This window comes from Dyadobacter sp. BE31, from assembly GCF_031457695.1.
GTDB lineage: Bacteria > Bacteroidota > Bacteroidia > Cytophagales > Spirosomataceae > Dyadobacter.
The window spans coordinates 945,065-961,058 of record NZ_JAVDXA010000001.1 but is presented as its reverse complement, the minus strand read 5'-3'; the positions used below and the strand labels follow the sequence as shown (position 1 = coordinate 961,058).

Below are 15,994 nucleotides of genomic sequence, written 5' to 3'. Positions count from 1 at the left end.
GAGCTTCGCGCCATTTGCGCGATTACACCGTTCTTACAAACGCTTCGGTAATTTCGCTGAGGAACAAATGCTGGTCTTTCGCCCAATGGATATTCGAGAAGATCTCCACCTCGCAGAAGCCCTTGAAACCCGTCGCTTCCACCCAGCCTCTGATCTTTTTCAGATCAATACACCCTTCACCCATGAGGCCGCGGTCGTTCAAAAGGTCGATCGTATTCACTTTCCAGTCGCAGACATGGTAAGCGAGCAAATTGCCATTCGCTCCGCAGCGGGCGATCTCTTTTTCCAGATCGCCATCCCACCACAAGTGGTACACATCCACGGCCACGCCCACATAAGGCGATTTGAAATACTCGGCCATGTCATTGGCCTGCGCCATGGTGTTAATGGCCGAACGGTCGGCGGCATACATCGGGTGCAATGGCTCGATGGCGAGTTTCACACCTAATTTTTCAGCCAGCGGCAAAATGGCTGCAATGCCCTCGCGGATCTGATCGCGGGAAATTTCCAGCGACTGGTCGGGTGAAGCACCGCATACCAGTACGATCATGGGTGCTCCCAAAGCTGCGGCTTCTTCGAGGAGCTTGCGGTTATGATCGATCGCCTGTGCACGCCCCGCGCTGCTGGTATGCGGGAAAAAACCGCCGCGGACATAAGAGACAATTTCCAGCCCGGCAGCGCGGATGATCTCGCCCGCACGGTGCGGCCCGGTCCCTTCCGTGGCATTCTGCCAGACGCTAATGCCTTTTACCCCGGCAGCAGCATAGTTTTCCACCGCCTCCGAAAGTCCCCAGGGCTTCGTAGTAATGGTGTGGATACAGCACCGGTCGAGTGTTATGTTTTCCAATTCGGAGAAATGGTTATGGATTTAATACTGATTTGAATGCACGGTTACTTCACCGCTCCCAGGTAGCTGTAATAAGGTAGCCCTTTATTGATCCGGTGCAGGTAAAGTGCCACTTCTCTTGCGTGGTAATCGCCCCACATGCTCGACTCGCCGCATGGGATCTTCTGGCCCGCAGGAATATTATCCCAGCCATTTGGCCGGTGGTAGATCGAATGCAGGATCAATCCCTGGTGCGTAGGATCGGTAGAGAGGTAAGGCTCTGCGAAAAGCGAATCCACAGCCGTAAGGCCAGCTTGCCAGTAGCGGTTGCCAGCTTCGGTTTGGCCTTTATCATTCAGATATTTGCCCAAACGGAGCAATCCTTGCGCGCCGATGGCCGCCGCCGAGCTGTCGATCGGTTCGAACTCGTTGTAAGGATCGGAAACGCGGGAAGTGTAATCGCCCAGTTTATGGATTTGCGGAGCGCCGGTATCCCAGTAAGGAATGCCGTCGGATGCCGTGTTTTCAATGTAAAAATCGCAGGTAGCTTGTGCAGCTTTGAGGTAAATGCGCTCGATTTCGGCACGGCCGCCGAGCGGTGCCAGTTCCTCGTCGGAGAAGCTGGCCAGAGATTCGAGTTGTTCCGCGAAGCCTACCATCGCCCACGCGAGGCCGCGCGTCCAGGTGGTGAAGCCCGAGAAGCCTTGCTGCGAGTTGGGGCAGCGGTAGTTGCCGTCGTTGGTATTGAACACGCTTTCGTGCGCGGTACGTCCCCAGAGATCATAGCTGTCGCGGCCTTCGCCGTAGTAAACCGAATAGTTGGCGGTGGCAATGGAGTGCAGCGTTCCGCGTTCGAGCAGGCTGGTTTTCAAGTCGTTCTCACCCATGTAGCTGTGGCCGAGCAAATGCGAAACCATCAGAGCCCTTACCGAACGGATCGTATCCACAAACAACGAGTGCGGCCCGTTGAATGAGTGGATAAAGCCCTGGCCGTTCTTAATGCTCGTCCAGCGGCGTGCCTGTACGGCTCCGGATACTTTCAGCGCGATCTCGTAAAAGTTGCGCTCCCATTCGTTTTCCGCAATCACCCCTTCGTTCATCAGGCGCAGCAGGTTGCCGTATGTGCTCACGTTGTTGAAACCATGATCGTGCACGCCGAAATGTCCTACGTGCGAAGCCATGAAGTCTACCGTGTTTTTGCGTGCGCTCGCGAGGTAGCTTTCGTCGCGGGTCGCGTCAAATTGCAATACCTCCGCGCCATACTGGAATCCCTGCGTCCATTCTGTCCAGCCGCGAAGGGTGTATTTGCCATTTACGGTGAAAACCGGCGTTCCTTTTGAATTGTCATACTCCTTATTAATGAGCTTGATTTTTTCACCGGAAACCTCCCAGAAACGGTCGAGTTTGGATTGGAGTGAAGCGGCAGTCAGTTCGTTTTTTATCTGCATAACTTATATCAATAGTATTATTTAGCCATTTTAATTTTGGATAATACAAAGATATTTGCCGTAAAAAGCGATAGCAAGGTACAAATCTGCTATTAAATGGTACTTTTCCGAACATGCTCGCGGTACTCGTTCGGGGTGAGACCGGTTTTCTTTTTGAAGATGCGGCTGAAATAGGACGGGTCGTCCATATGGATGTGATAGGCGATTTCCTTACTGCTCAGATTGGAGAAAACCAGGAGCCGTTTGGCTTCGAGCAGCAGCTTGTCAAGAATGTATTCCTGGCAGGAAATGCCGAGGTGTTTTTTGATGATTTTACTCAAATAATCAGGTGTGACCGATAGCTGGCTGGCATACTGCTGCACTTCATGCATTTGCCTGAAATTTTTTTCCACCAGCTCCTGAAAACGTCCTGCGAGCTCGGGCACGCTTAATGCGGAAGATTCTGTCGGCTGTGCGCTATGCTGGGTGAGGAAAGCACATTTTTGTAACAGCAATCCCAAATACCTTCCAATGAGTGCCTGGTCGGTTTCAGCACTCAAATGGTCGGTGACCATGTTTTCGAGGATATTGTGGAAATAATGCTTGTCGCTTCCCGACAGTGCGATGATAGGCTGCCGCCTCGCCGGCTGGAAGAACGGCAGCTGCGAAAGCGACGGGTTCATCGGATTATAAAATGTGTAAAAATCTTCCGAAAACGCGACGATGTAGCCCTGGAAAGAACTCGAAAAAGTAAGCAAATGCACCTGCCCCGGCGTCAGGAAATGCAGTCCGGCTCCCTGAATATTGTAAGAATGAAAGTCGATCTCGTGAAAGCCCTGCCCTTCTTCGATAAACAGGATTTCATAATAGGTGTGGCGGTGCGGTGCGTCGGTCGGGAGTGGGGTAATGGGCAGGGAAACAGGGCCGGACTGGATAGTCCCCTCGTGCTGGATTTCAGTACTGTTTTTAAACCTGAAAATCTTTAATGCGGGTACCTGGCTGGGCGTTTTGGGAAGCGAATGGACCGGGATTGCATCAGACACGAAAACCATGCATCAAGACTTTTTCAAATTCATTAACCGTTTCAAAAGCCACACAGCCAGTAAAACTACCAGTACCAACGCGATGACGGGCAGAAATACCGCCAGGCCCGACAAGCCGAATGATGCGACATTCTCGGCGGTAGAAACCACCGGGTTGCCGAGGCCGGCCGTTGTTTTGGACGAAAGAAGCCGCAAAATACCCGTACCCGCCTGCACCAGCCCGGCCGTGCCGCCTCCGAGTATGAGCCCGAGCCCCCAATGCAGCATCGGGTTGTCTATTTCGATGAATGAGGTCGTGAGCAGGGTTCCCGCGATCACCGCAGCGGGAGTAGCCACAGTATCGAGCAAGTTGTCCACAAACGGAATGTAATATCCGGCTATTTCAAGCAATGTAGCAGTACCCAATGCAAAGAAGGCCGTCCAGGTGCTCAGCCACCCAAATTGTTCTCCCGGTGTGATCCAGCCGTTCATGGCGGCAATATTTGCGACCAGCATAGGCAGGAATATCCTGAAACCGCAGCTTGCGCTGAGGCCAATTCCCAGGCATAAACTCAGAAACAGCTCCATTTTGACTAGTTCGAGGCATAAAAACGTTAATGTAGTGTATTTGAAAAAGATATGCGCCGATTGGTAGTTTTTTTATCGCCTTTGTGACATTTTCTACCTTTGCATTGTTGATCCAAGACAACCACTGTATTACCTAATAGCTACCCGGTGAACCAGGAAACCAAAAGCGGCCAGATATTCGATCTTCCTACCCTAAGGCGTCTATACACATTCGTTCGTCCTTACCAGAAGCAGTTTTACCTGCTCATAGCCATTATATTGCTTAATGCGGTCCTCGCACCGCTGACGCCGCTGCTGATCCGGTATACCATCGACACACCGATCGCGAACGGGGATTATTCGCAGCTCACCATGATGCTGATCGTCATGCTGGTGGTAACATTGGCCCAGGGATTGGCGCAATTCTGGAACACATACATGTCGGGCTGGCTGGGGCAGTACATTATCCGCGACATCCGCGTGCAGTTGTACCAGAAGATCATCGGTTTAAGGCTCAAATTCTTTGATAATACACCCATTGGTCGCCTCGTAACCCGCACCATCTCCGACGTGGAAACGCTTTCCAATGTATTCAGCGACGGTATGGCAGCCATTGCCGGGGATATACTGCAACTGGTGTTGATCATCGCCGTGATGTTCTACACCGACTGGAAACTTTCGATCATCAGCCTTTCGATGATTCCGCTGATGCTTTTCTGTACCTATGTTTTCAAGGAAAAGATCAAGGACTCATTCAACGAAGTGCGCGCGGCCGTTTCCAATCTCAATGCATTTGTACAGGAGCACATTACCGGCATGGGTATCGTACAGATTTTCAGTAGCGAGGATATCGAATACAAGAAATTCAGGGAGATTAATAAGGTGCACCGCAATGCGAACATCCGGTCCATTCTCTATTATTCGGTGTATTATCCGGTGGCGGATGTGATCGCTGCGGCAGGTACCGGCCTCGTGGTTTGGTATGGCTCGAAGCAGATTCTGGGCGCCGAGATTACATTTGGTACGGTTACCGCATTTGTGATGTTCATCAACCTTTTCTTTCGCCCTATCCGGCAGCTCGCCGACCGTTTCAACACGCTGCAAATGGGGATCGTCAGCACGGACCGCATTTTGAAATTACTCGATAGCGACGAGTACACCGTCAATGAAGGCACATTTGCGCCCGAGTCCATCAAAGGTAATGTCGAATTCAAGGATGTTTGGTTTGCCTATAACGACGAGGAATACGTTTTAAGAGATATTAATTTTAAAGTAAAAGAAGGAGAGACCATTGCCTTTGTAGGTGCCACCGGGGCTGGGAAATCTTCGATCATCAACCTGCTCACGCGTTTTTATGATATTAACAAAGGGAATATCTACGTGGATGGCATTGAGGTGCATGACTATGAACTGAATGCATTGCGCAAGCACATCGGCGTGGTGTTGCAAGATGTGTTCCTTTTCTCGGATACCATTGAAAACAACATCCGGCTCGGCGATGAGAGCATTACGCATGAAAAAATCGTCGAAGCTGCGAAGCTCGTGGGTGTGCACGATTTCATCGAGCGTTTGCCGGGCGGTTATACCTATAATGTAATGGAACGTGGTGCAACGCTCTCGGTAGGGCAGCGGCAGCTCATTTCTTTCGTGCGCGCTATGGTGCATGAGCCGAAGATTATCGTGCTCGATGAAGCAACCTCGTCTGTCGACAGTGAAACGGAAGAGCTCATTCAGCACGCCATTGAGAACCTAATGCACGGCCGCACGGCGATCGTCATTGCTCACCGATTATCGACGATCCAGGAGGCGGATAAGATTATTGTGGTGGATAAAGGACGGATCGTGGAAGAAGGTAACCACGAGCAATTACTGGAAAAAGATGGAGCTTATGCGAATCTTTATCGTATTCAGTATAAAGAGGTTCATAAGATCGGGACATTGTAGATGTTTATGCTATAAGCTTTAGGCTATAAGCTATAAGCGCGTTAAGCTTACAGCTTATAGCCCAAACTCAATTCCTCTTACTAGTATCCAAAGGAATCGGCGGAGGGCCGATCAGGAATTCGTCTTCGTCGTTCTGTTTGGCTGGTGTACTGTCGCCTTCGATTCCAAGCGAGTCACTCACAGCCGGTGCCCATTGCGTAGGGCAGTTGTAGGTTTTAGATATTTTAAAGCTCGGTTTCGGGAACGGCCCTGGTTCGACGGATTTGTCCTTATAAACCTTTTCCAGAAATGCTCCTACGATCGGCAATGCAGTTTTGGCACCCTCGCCGAGGTTGGTAGTCCGGAAGTGGATGCTGCGGTCGTCGCCGCCTACCCAGGCGCCCACCACGAGGTCGCGCGTCACGCACATGAACCAGCCGTCGGAGTTGTTGGAGGTTGTTCCGGTTTTGCCTCCTAGTTGATTGCCGTTCAATGTCACATTAAATCTCCACCGGATACTTCCCGAAGTACCCCCGCCTTCTTCCACACCCGCGCGCAGCATTTGCAGCATCAGGAACGCCGATTCCTCGCTGATCGCCTGACGGTGCTCGGGTTGGAATTCTTCGATGACCTTTCCATTGCTATCCTCGATTTTGGTTACGAGAATAGGCTGGGTGTAAGTTCCATTGTTCGCGAAAACGCCGTAAGCCGCCACCATGTCATAAAGTGACACGTCAAACGGCCCCAGGCCGATTGACGGAACCGCTTTCAACGGCGTGGTAATACCCATTTTTTTAGCATACCGGACCACATTTGCGGCACCAACCTGGTCGGTAAGTTCTGCGGTAACCGAGTTAATGGACTGTGCCAATGCCCGGCGGAGCGTCATAGGGGCGTAGGTGTAAGTTCCGGTCGCGTTTCTGGGTTTCCAGACTTTCTCCTCACCGTCTTCTTCGTAAGTTTTTTCAAATGGCTTGTCGACGATTTCGTCGCAAGGGTTCATATTAAATGACGAATCGTCGATTGCAGTCGTGTAGACAAACGGCTTGAATGTAGAGCCGGGTTGTCTTTTACCCTGCTTCACCGCGTCGTATTTGAAATAGTTGTAATCCAAACCACCTACCCAAGCCTTAATCTGGCCAGTTTGCGGGTTCATGGCCATCATACCGGCGCGGAGAATGCGTTTGTAGTAATCGAGAGAGTCCATCGAACTCCAATACTTCTTCATTTCCCCGCTATTTTTCCAGTCGTAGACGGTCATCGTGTCCTTTTTATTGAGGTAGTAGGTCACACTGTCGGGGTTGTTTGGGAATTTGGCGGCCAACGCGCGGTATTTGCTGGTACGCTTCACGACGGTCGGAAGGAAGTCGGTGATCTCGTTGCCATCTTCATCGCGCCATGGGTTCTGGTTGCGCCAGTGATCTTCGAAGACGCGTTGCAGCTGCTTCATTTTCTGGGTCATGGCCTCTTCCGCATCTTCTTGCATGCGCGAGTCGATGGTGGTGTAGATCTTCAAGCCATCGGTATACAGGTCATAGCCGTTTTCATCCCCCCATTTTTTAACAAAATCAACTACCGCATTCTTGAAATAGTTGGCATTGCCGTCATAAGGTGTTTCGAATTTGGTTTTCAGCTCAATCGGCAGCGCGCTGATAGAGTCGGCTTGCTTGGCGCTCAGATACCCGTATTTGCGCATTTGATCGATCACCACATTGCGGCGTTCGAGCGAACGTTTCATGTTGCGGATCGGGTTGTAGGTCGTGGTCGCTTTCTGCAGACCTACCAGTACCGCCGATTCCTGTACGTTCAGGCTGTCGGGCGATTTGCTGAAATACGACTTGGCAGCCGTGTTGATACCATAAGTATTGTTGCCGTAATCGACCGTGTTGAAATACATGGTCAGAATCTCCTCTTTGGTAAAATTCCTTTCCAGCTTAATGGCCGTGAGCCATTCTTTGGTTTTGTAAATCAATGTGCCCAGGCCGGGAACATAGCCCAGTAGTCCGCGAGCACCCGATTTACGTGTTTTGAAAAGCTTCTTGGCGAGCTGTTGGGTAATGGTACTACCGCCCCCGCGATCGGTAGCGCCGGTAACGATGCCCCAAGCTACGCTGGCCATGGCTTTGTAGTCAATACCCGAGTGCCGGTAGAAACGCGCATCCTCGGTGGCGATCAATGCTTTGACGAGGTTGGGGGAGATTTGTTTGTAAGGAACGGGCGTCCGGTTTTCAGTGTAGAATTTGCCGATCATGATGCCGTCGGCGGTGTAAATTTCGGATGATTGCGCCACTTTCGGGTTTTGCAGGTCTTCCACGCTCGGCATGCTGCCCATGAGCCAGAGGAAGTTCGTTTCAACGCAGAAGATGTACAATGCAAATGCGACGATCCCATAAACGATGGTTTTCCAAACTGTTACAATGGGGCGGTAATATTTCGAATTAACGTCCACATTATCCTCCCACCAGTTACGCATCGACTTTTTATTCTGCCGGTAGGAATGGAAGAGCTCGTCGGCTTTGGGTTTGCCGGTTACAAGCGAAGTGATTTTATAAGCAATCCTGTTGATGAGTGTGGCAAGACGTGACCGGAGTGCCCGGAACAGCGTTCTGATTGTGTTAAAAAACGATCGGATAACTTCCATCAAACGTTTTGGTTCGTAATGTGTCAAAGATAAGAAAAGCCGGATAGATATGATTCAATCCGGCTTTTTCTAAGATTTATTCTATTCAGCTTTGTGAAATTTCAATGCGGCTCCGTTCATGCAGTAACGAAGTCCGGTTGGTTTGGGGCCGTCGTTGAAAACGTGTCCGAGGTGCCCGCCGCAAGTTCTGCAAACTACTTCCGTACGGATCATGCCATGGCTTTTATCCACAATTTCTTCTACGTTTCCTTTTGCTACCGGCATAAAAAAGCTCGGCCATCCCGAACCTGAATCGTATTTCGCCTCGGAACTGAAAAGCGGCGTCCCGCATGCGGCGCATACATAGGTGCCTTCTTCTTTATTGTCGTTATAAGGATGCGAAAACGGCCGCTCGGTACCCTTGTCGAACAGAACAAAGCATTGCTGGCCGGTAAGCTCCTGCTGCCATTCTTCCCTGGTCTTTTGTACTTCTCTCATGGATTTGTTTTTTAGGAATGGTCAGAAAAATCATACCATATCCCTTGATAACGTTGAAGCGGAATTTATCGTTTAGAAAAAATGCGGCGAAGCCATGAATCCTGCGGTGGCCAGCACTGGTTTTGGGATTCGGGCGGTCGGCGGAAAAGGCCGCCCGAAATGCCGAAATACAAGTTGAACGACCTCGGGTTGCCGATATTCAGCAGCCCCGTAAGGTGGTCGGTGCCGATCCAAAGCGGGCCGATGCGCCCCGCAAGCCCGATGGCCGGAGAGCGATAGCGGTTCATGAGCGACAAGGGTACCGATATTTCGTACCATTTGTGTTCGTAGCGGGGGGTAACACCGATATAAGATTCTGCCTTCATACCAAATGCACCCTGCGGGACCAGGTTCTGCACCCAGAGACCATTGACATATACATTCGGCTTTACATTATAATCCACGCTCGCCTGGAATGCCATGGGTAATATCGATTTGAAGTTCGGTGCGATGGGTTGCCCGCCATCGAGGGAAGAGTTGATCGCATTGAAAATGCCTTCGGAGCCTTTGAGCTTCTGGAAGGTATCGTACCTGAATTCCTTGTTTGTCGTATGGGTTTCCTGTTGCAGGATGTAAGCCGGGTTTTTGAAATGGACACGGCCGATGTCCGTCAGCGAGACGGCTATGCGGTATAGGTATTTGTTTTTGGATGCGTCGCGTTTGCGTTCGCCCCTTTCACGGTAGGTTGCCTTGTGAACGTCGGGCCGGTACTCGTAAACAGCGCCGAGGTCGAAGCCCCAGCCGCTTCCCGGAGGCGCGCCGCCAAAGAGCCAGGCAGGCGATGGCTTGACGTTCTGAAAACCCTCGTCGCGCGTGAGTGCATAGCGTACGTTGATTTCATTGACGTTGATATACTGCCGCTTGTTTTCCCAGGCAGCATCAGGCTGAATGTCGTAGGATGAGTTCTCGATAATGGCGTGGGCATTGTAAAGGCCTATCAGTCTTTTAACCGTAAAACCTACTTTCAGATAATCCGTTTCATCGTCGAAAACGGTGCCACCCAGCGTAACCGCAATCTCGCCAAGCCCGTTCAAATGCAACTGACCCGATTGGTGCTCGTATACCTGGTCCTGCAATTCCTTGAATTGCGTAGTCTTGCTGATCAGCCTCGCCAGCGGCTCTGTTACCTGCGTGGTGTTGAGGATATAGCGGGCCCGCGATGAAATTCCCACACCGACGCGGCCTTTGAACATATTGAACATAATCGACGGCAGACGTGTATCGCCACCGGCGTTCAGGTATTTTTTGTTGCCATTCAGTTTTTCGCCCAGGTAGGAGCGGGGGAATAACAACATGCCTCTTTCATTATAGTATTTGGCAGGCACGGTCCCGGTGAGCAGGCTCAGGAACGAATAGGGTGCCTCGTATTTGACGTGGTTGTTAGCGGTGTAAAACTGCGTGCCCACCAGGTTTACATATAAGCTGTAACGACTGTCGGCCACAAATGCCGGATTATGGTACAATGCGTTCGTTCCGGCAAAATTGCTCATGGCGGTGCCAGGCAAATGCTGGGCTTGGGCGTTGATGGTTAATCCGCAGACCAGTCCTAATATGGATAACCAACTTCTTTGCATAGGGAACGTGATTCGGTGGGGTAGCCGACATTTAATCTGGTTACAAAGAAAACGCTAACGGCATTGACTTGCAACAATGTTTACTGAAAGGGTAAAGAATATTCCATAACGTTGGGCGGCATGATTTTAATACGAAGGAAATGCGCAAACGGTTGCCCTGTGGTAACTTGTCACCGTCAGAGGTTTAGATCGCTTTTGGCTTTTTCCGGGAATTTGAAGAAGTGGTAAGCTGTCAATGCTTGTTGGTATTTGTTTTGTTAATTCATACATTGACCATATATTGTTCTGTGAACTATCGGTATTGACTTATTCAAATTTTGAATTGTATGAATTTTTCATTTTCTAATTATCAAATAGAAAATTTCTTCGATGAGATGTTTACTCCGGAGGGCGAAATACGTCAGGGCTATGAACATTTAAAGAACAAATTTGAAAATCTGACGCACGAAGACCTTACCAACCGCCAGCTAGCTACCGAGCGTGCGCTGTTATCGATGGGTATTACTTTCAATGTGTATTCCGAAGGCGAGGGTACCGAGCGTATCATGCCGATCGACATTATTCCCCGGGTGCTGTCGAACGCGGAATGGGAATGGCTTGAAAAAGGGCTGAAACAACGGATCAAGGCGTTGAATATGTTCATTGACGACGTTTATAACGAGCAGAATATATTGAATGACGGCGTGGTTCCGCGTGAACTGATCGAGTCGAGTAAATGCTTTCTTAAACCCTGCATCGGTCTGAAACCGCCGAAAGGCATCTGGTGCCACATTACCGGTACCGACCTTATTAAGGGCGACGACGGCACATTTATGGTGCTGGAAGATAACCTGCGTTGCCCATCAGGGGTTTCCTATATGCTGGAAAACAGGGAGTTGTCGAAGCAGATATTTCCGGATGTGCTTGCTCGCACCGGCGTGCGGCCCGTATCCGACTACCCTACGCGCCTGCTCCAAATGCTGCAACACTTGGCCGACCGTCCTAACCCGACCGTGGCCGTGCTTACCCCCGGTATTTACAATTCGGCCTATTTCGAGCACTCCTATCTGGCGCAGCAAATGGGCGTTGAGCTCGTGGATGCGCGCGACCTCGTGGTTTCGGATGGCTATGTCAAAATGCGGACAACCAATGGTTTGCAGATCGTCGACGTGATCTATCGCCGGATCGATGACACGTTCATGGACCCCGAATCATTCCGCGAGGACTCGCTGATCGGCATTCCAGGCATATTTGAGGTATACAAAAAAGGACGTGTGGCATTGGCTAATGCGCCGGGAACGGGTGTGGCCGATGATAAGGTGGTATATGCCTATGTGCCGCGCATTATCAAGTACTATCTCGGCGAAGAAGCGATCATTCCCAATGTGAAGACCTACATCTGCGGCGAAGAGGATGACATGAACTATGTTCTTGAGAATATCTCACAATTGGTTGTAAAAGAAGCGAATGAGGCTGGTGGTTACGGAATGCTCATCGGGCCTAAGGCTACGGAAGAAGAGCACGAGCTTTTTCGCCAGAAAATAAAGGACAATCCGCGGAATTATATTGCCCAACCAACGATTTCACTATCAAGAGTGCCTTGTATGGTCGATGGACACGCCGAAGGACGGCATGTTGACCTCCGGCCTTACATATTATATGGCGACGATATTAACGTAATTCCCGGCGGGCTCACCCGCGTGGCATTGCGCAAAGGATCGCTTGTGGTGAACTCGTCGCAGGGTGGTGGTGGAAAAGACACCTGGGTATTGTATTAAGTTATCATTAACAGTTACTGGCAGTCTGTTCATGATAACGGTTTATGTGTTTTTCGGTAAACCTTGTTTGAACTGCCTGAATTAGAATAGTCAGTAACTTAAATGATTCAACAATGCAACGCCATATAACCGGATGGTTCAGTCCGGCGCTTAACAAAGAAATGGAAATTGCCGTTTACGGACATTACGGAGTTGCACTTCTGATGATCCCCACCGCGGCATCCGATTACCTGGAATACGAACGGAATGGGCTGATCGACGCTATTGAGCCGCATATCTATTCCGGGAAGGTGAAAGTTTATTGTATCAACAGCATCAATGCGGAAAGCTGGCTGAATCCTTACATGCATGGCTACGATAAAGCGGTGAGGCATCAGGCGTTCAACGATTATGTGATCAAGGAAGTAGTGCCGTTTATCAAGGAGGATTCCAGTCCGACGAATGAAATCATTGCCGCCGGCGCTTCGTTTGGAGCATTGCACGCAGCCAACCTGTTTTTCAAACACCCCGATTACATTCACGGGGTAATTGCGATGAGCGGCTGTTACGATTTGAGCGTGTATACCGACGGCTATTACGATGATAATGTGTATTTCAACTCGCCGGTGCATTATTTGCAAAACCTGAAAGCCGAGTGGCACCTGCAAATGTACCGCGATAGCCGCCATATTCATTTTGTCACGGGCTCGGGCGCGTACGAGGTTCCGGATTATTCGAGACATATTTCGTCCATTCTGGCGGCGAAGAACGTGCCGCACGAACTGGATATATGGGGGAGCGACATTCCCCATGAATGGTGGGCCTGGAAGAAAATGTTGCCTTATTACCTCGAAACGAGATTCTGATACTGCTTAAAAAGCGAAAGCCCTGGAATGTGATCATTCCAGGGCTTTTTACTTTTAGAATATAGTTGATCAGGCTCCTTCGAACTGACGGAGGAACCTTACATCGTTTTCTGTAAACAAGCGAAGGTCGTTGATGCCGTAGCGCAGCATCGTAATCCGCTCGATACCCATGCCGAATGCAAACCCGGTATATTCTTCACTGTCGATCCCGCAGTTTTCCAGAACGTTCGGGTCCACCATCCCCGATCCCGCGATTTCAACCCAGCCGGTATGTTTACAGACATTGCAGCCTTTTCCTCCGCATATGAAGCAGGAAACGTCTATTTCGGCGCTGGGCTCGGTGAAAGGGAAGTAGGATGGACGGAGGCGGATCTTGGAGTCCTTGCCAAACATCTCTTTCGCGAAGTGGTATAATGTATCTTTCAGATCTTTGAAGCTCACATTTTTATCCACATAAAGGCCTTCTACCTGATGGAAAACGCAATGCGCCCGGGCGGAGATTGCCTCGTTCCGGAACACGCGGCCCGGCATAATGCTGCGGATAGGCGGCTTCTGGCGCTCCATCAGGCGCACCTGCACGTTGGACGTGTGCGTACGCAGGAGAACGTCGTCCTTCACATCGCCTTCGCTTTTGGAAATAAAGAAGGTGTCCTGCATCTCACGTGCCGGGTGGTTATCGGCAAAGTTCAACGCGCTGAAATTGTACCAATCCTTCTCGATTTCCGGCCCATACGAGACATTGAAGCCCATGCGTTCGAAAATCTCGATGATCCGCCGACGAACGATCGTTAGCGGGTGGAGGCTTCCCTGTAAGTTGGGGGTGACGGGCAAGGTCAGGTCTATCAGCATTTCAGGATGGCTGTCTGCCGAATTTTCCAGCGCCGTTTGAAAATCCTGAAAGCGTGTTTGGGCCAGGTTTTTGAGTGTATTCAATTCCTGCCCGACGGCCCGGCGATCTTCCTGCGGAATATTTTTTAGGTTATCAAAAAGCTCGGTTACCGCACCTTTCTTACTGATATATTTCAACCTGAAAGCTTCCAGCTGCTCTTTGGTGCTGACTGTTGCCTGTTCAATTTCAGAAACTAACTCTTTTACCCGCTCGGTAATCATAAAAGCTTGTTGTTATTGGTGACTTACACCGCGTCTGTTGCGGCATGAGGCTCTTTTTGAGGGCCCCGAAATTCCTGCAAAGATAACGAAAGTTAGCTCGCAGGCGGAAGTGAAATGACGTACTTGCGTTTATTGGGTGGGTTTATTGGAAAAATCCATGTTTTTGAGACTACGTAAAATTACGCATTTAACTAAGTTTGCTTACGTCATTTTACATATTGCCTAATTATTAAATGTCTGATTTTCAGGATTTTGTATTGTGATGCGTACTTTTACGTATTTTCTGAACACTACGCGATGTGCTAATTTTGAAACAAGAAATCACAACAATATTAGCGTAGTTACCATGAAAAATTTCCCCAGCTTTACTCGCCCCAACCTGTCAGACAGATCTTACAACGACAGCCGCTCTTATATTTCGGTTCAATCGATGGGTAGAACGATCTTTTTGACGCCCGACGTAATCACCTTCCTGGAAGGTGAAGGAAACTACACATTCATATATACGAACAACGGGAAGAAGTACCTGGTTTCGAAAACTTTGAAATCTCTTGCAGAGCAGTTGAGCGCTAAATTCCTTCGCGTTCACAAATCATATCTTGTTAATGCCGACTACGTCGTGGAGCGTCTCGAAGACGATCGCATGTTGAAACTTTCATGCGGTAAAGAAGTAGTCGTATCGCGCCGGAAAATCAAAGAAGTGTCTGGTCTTCTGGATCACACCAACCTCATCCGCATCAGCGCATAAAGACATTTTGGTGAATTAAATTAGTGGGTTATTCATAAAAACAGCAGCCATCGCTCGATCGAAGGCTGCTCGTTTTGTTTATGGGCGAAGGCGAATTTTGAATAATTGAATGATTGAATGAGTGAAGAATAAAAGTCAAGTATAGTCATGAGGTCAGATGTTATTTTTCTGGCAATTCATGACCACTTCTGACTCAATGACAATTATTCGGTCATTCAATCATTCAGTCATTCAAAATTAGAACAACTTCAGTCCAAGCGTCACCTGCCACGAACTCACTTTCTGCTTCAACGAGGCGCCACCGTTCACAGGCTGGCCGCTTACCTGAAATGAGGCCAGGTTAGTGAAAGAGCCTTCTTTTCTTACGTCCAAACTAAAATTGCCCAAATCCAGGCCTGCTCCAAGTTGGTAGCCGAACGTCGCTTCGGACATGGCATTGTTCAAATCGGATGTGTAGTATTTGAATGCGTCGCGCAGGCGCTGGTTGTCGCCGATCCGAAATGAAGTAACCGGCCCTGCAAGAATGCGGAACGGACCGCCTTTCAAACCGATCAGCAATGGCACGTCGATATTGCTGTATTTCACATTAATTGTTTTTTCAACCGGTGTTTCCTGGTCATTCTGGATTATTTTGAATGAACCTCCCTTCGTTGAGACGAGTACCTCGGGCTGGATGAATATCGTTTTGCCGAAGCGCATCCAGATCCCGCCTACGGCGCCGGTCCTTGTGTTGAAACTTTCTTTCAGGTTATCCCGAACCTCTTTACCGTCATATCCGAGATATGGATTTCCATTATCATCGTAACGTGTTGTGAAAACGTCGCCCATCGTAAGCCGCGACAAGTTCACCCCTCCTTTGATACCAAACGCAAAACCTTTCTTCTGGGCCTGCACATTTGAGAATGCGAAAATGCAGAGCAAACAGGCACAGGCCACTTTTGTCAGGATGTTCATGGATAATATGATTTTTTAAGTAAAACAGGTTAATAACGCCAATTTGCAAAAAACTATACCTATCCTACATTTTTTTTGATTTTA

The 15,994-nt window shown here is 49.5% G+C and carries 13 protein-coding genes; 4 read left to right on the top strand and 9 right to left on the bottom strand.

Annotated features, from left to right (window positions below):
• Nucleotides 1-22 precede the first annotated feature (22 nt).
• The 4 genes from J2Y43_RS04045 to J2Y43_RS04030 all read right to left on the bottom strand — a co-directional run bounded on the left by J2Y43_RS04045 (nucleotide 23) and on the right by J2Y43_RS04030 (nucleotide 3,863).
• Complete coding sequence (locus J2Y43_RS04045; RefSeq protein ID WP_309981143.1) at nucleotides 23-847, bottom strand: sugar phosphate isomerase/epimerase family protein; 825 nt, start codon at nucleotides 845-847, stop codon at nucleotides 23-25.
• 44 nt (nucleotides 848-891) lie between these two features.
• A complete protein-coding gene (locus tag J2Y43_RS04040; RefSeq protein WP_309981144.1) occupies nucleotides 892-2,274 on the bottom strand; it encodes a glycosyl hydrolase in 1,383 nt (460 codons plus the stop codon).
• Between the two features lie 92 nt (nucleotides 2,275-2,366).
• The gene (locus tag J2Y43_RS04035) at nucleotides 2,367-3,305 is read right to left on the bottom strand and encodes an AraC family transcriptional regulator (RefSeq protein WP_309981145.1); all 939 of its coding nucleotides are present in this window, start codon (nucleotides 3,303-3,305) and stop codon (nucleotides 2,367-2,369) included.
• A gap of 3 nt (nucleotides 3,306-3,308) precedes the next feature.
• The gene (locus J2Y43_RS04030) at nucleotides 3,309-3,863 is read right to left on the bottom strand and encodes a DUF4126 domain-containing protein (RefSeq protein WP_309981146.1); all 555 of its coding nucleotides are present in this window, start codon (nucleotides 3,861-3,863) and stop codon (nucleotides 3,309-3,311) included.
• Nucleotides 3,864-4,010: 147 nt separating this feature from the next.
• Here J2Y43_RS04030 and J2Y43_RS04025 point away from each other — a divergent pair, with 147 nt between their 5' ends.
• Nucleotides 4,011-5,786 carry an ABC transporter ATP-binding protein gene (locus tag J2Y43_RS04025; RefSeq protein ID WP_309981147.1) on the top strand — a complete coding sequence of 592 codons (1,776 nt, stop codon included), beginning with the start codon at nucleotides 4,011-4,013 and terminating at the stop codon, nucleotides 5,784-5,786.
• Between the two features lie 67 nt (nucleotides 5,787-5,853).
• Here the strand turns inward: J2Y43_RS04025 and J2Y43_RS04020 are convergent, their stop codons facing one another.
• The 3 genes from J2Y43_RS04020 to J2Y43_RS04010 form a co-directional block, all read right to left on the bottom strand.
• Nucleotides 5,854-8,406 carry a transglycosylase domain-containing protein gene (locus tag J2Y43_RS04020; RefSeq protein WP_309981148.1) on the bottom strand — a complete coding sequence of 851 codons (2,553 nt, stop codon included), beginning with the start codon at nucleotides 8,404-8,406 and terminating at the stop codon, nucleotides 5,854-5,856.
• Between the two features lie 81 nt (nucleotides 8,407-8,487).
• Entirely contained in the window at nucleotides 8,488-8,883 is a 396-nt protein-coding gene (gene msrB, locus J2Y43_RS04015; protein ID WP_309981149.1) for a peptide-methionine (R)-S-oxide reductase MsrB, read from the bottom strand.
• 65 nt (nucleotides 8,884-8,948) lie between these two features.
• On the bottom strand, nucleotides 8,949-10,496 hold the full coding sequence (locus tag J2Y43_RS04010) for a DUF5723 family protein (protein WP_309981150.1): 1,548 nt from the start codon (nucleotides 10,494-10,496) through the stop codon (nucleotides 8,949-8,951).
• A 326-nt stretch (nucleotides 10,497-10,822) separates the two neighbouring features.
• On the opposite strand from J2Y43_RS04010, the gene J2Y43_RS04005 reads away from it, so the two are divergent.
• Both J2Y43_RS04005 and J2Y43_RS04000 read left to right on the top strand, forming a co-directional pair.
• Nucleotides 10,823-12,253: a circularly permuted type 2 ATP-grasp protein gene (locus J2Y43_RS04005; protein WP_223402724.1), complete on the top strand. Its 1,431-nt coding sequence runs from the start codon at nucleotides 10,823-10,825 to the stop codon at nucleotides 12,251-12,253.
• 113 nt (nucleotides 12,254-12,366) lie between these two features.
• The gene (locus J2Y43_RS04000) at nucleotides 12,367-13,098 is read left to right on the top strand and encodes an alpha/beta hydrolase-fold protein (RefSeq protein WP_309981151.1); all 732 of its coding nucleotides are present in this window, start codon (nucleotides 12,367-12,369) and stop codon (nucleotides 13,096-13,098) included.
• A gap of 69 nt (nucleotides 13,099-13,167) precedes the next feature.
• Here the strand turns inward: J2Y43_RS04000 and pheS are convergent, their stop codons facing one another.
• The gene (gene pheS / locus J2Y43_RS03995) at nucleotides 13,168-14,208 is read right to left on the bottom strand and encodes a phenylalanine--tRNA ligase subunit alpha (RefSeq protein ID WP_309981152.1); all 1,041 of its coding nucleotides are present in this window, start codon (nucleotides 14,206-14,208) and stop codon (nucleotides 13,168-13,170) included.
• Nucleotides 14,209-14,554: 346 nt separating this feature from the next.
• Between pheS and J2Y43_RS03990 the strand changes: the two genes are divergently transcribed.
• Nucleotides 14,555-14,956, top strand: coding sequence for a LytTR family DNA-binding domain-containing protein (locus J2Y43_RS03990; RefSeq protein WP_223402727.1), 402 nt, complete (start codon nucleotides 14,555-14,557; stop codon nucleotides 14,954-14,956).
• A gap of 237 nt (nucleotides 14,957-15,193) precedes the next feature.
• Here J2Y43_RS03990 and J2Y43_RS03985 read toward each other — a convergent pair whose 3' ends face one another.
• Nucleotides 15,194-15,910 carry a porin family protein gene (locus J2Y43_RS03985; protein ID WP_309981153.1) on the bottom strand — a complete coding sequence of 239 codons (717 nt, stop codon included), beginning with the start codon at nucleotides 15,908-15,910 and terminating at the stop codon, nucleotides 15,194-15,196.
• Nucleotides 15,911-15,994: the final 84 nt, after the last annotated feature.

Coding starts and splice junctions, on each gene's coding strand:
- msrB (WP_309981149.1), bottom strand. CDS start 8,883: ATGAGAGAAGTACAAAAGACCAGGGAAGAATGGCAGCAGGAGCTTACC.
- J2Y43_RS04020 (WP_309981148.1), bottom strand. CDS start 8,406: ATGGAAGTTATCCGATCGTTTTTTAACACAATCAGAACGCTGTTCCGG.
- J2Y43_RS04005 (WP_223402724.1), top strand. CDS start 10,823: ATGAATTTTTCATTTTCTAATTATCAAATAGAAAATTTCTTCGATGAG.
- J2Y43_RS04000 (WP_309981151.1), top strand. CDS start 12,367: ATGCAACGCCATATAACCGGATGGTTCAGTCCGGCGCTTAACAAAGAA.
- pheS (WP_309981152.1), bottom strand. CDS start 14,208: ATGATTACCGAGCGGGTAAAAGAGTTAGTTTCTGAAATTGAACAGGCA.
- J2Y43_RS04035 (WP_309981145.1), bottom strand. CDS start 3,305: ATGGTTTTCGTGTCTGATGCAATCCCGGTCCATTCGCTTCCCAAAACG.
- J2Y43_RS04040 (WP_309981144.1), bottom strand. CDS start 2,274: ATGCAGATAAAAAACGAACTGACTGCCGCTTCACTCCAATCCAAACTC.
- J2Y43_RS03985 (WP_309981153.1), bottom strand. CDS start 15,910: ATGAACATCCTGACAAAAGTGGCCTGTGCCTGTTTGCTCTGCATTTTC.
- J2Y43_RS03990 (WP_223402727.1), top strand. CDS start 14,555: ATGAAAAATTTCCCCAGCTTTACTCGCCCCAACCTGTCAGACAGATCT.
- J2Y43_RS04010 (WP_309981150.1), bottom strand. CDS start 10,496: ATGCAAAGAAGTTGGTTATCCATATTAGGACTGGTCTGCGGATTAACC.
- J2Y43_RS04030 (WP_309981146.1), bottom strand. CDS start 3,863: ATGGAGCTGTTTCTGAGTTTATGCCTGGGAATTGGCCTCAGCGCAAGC.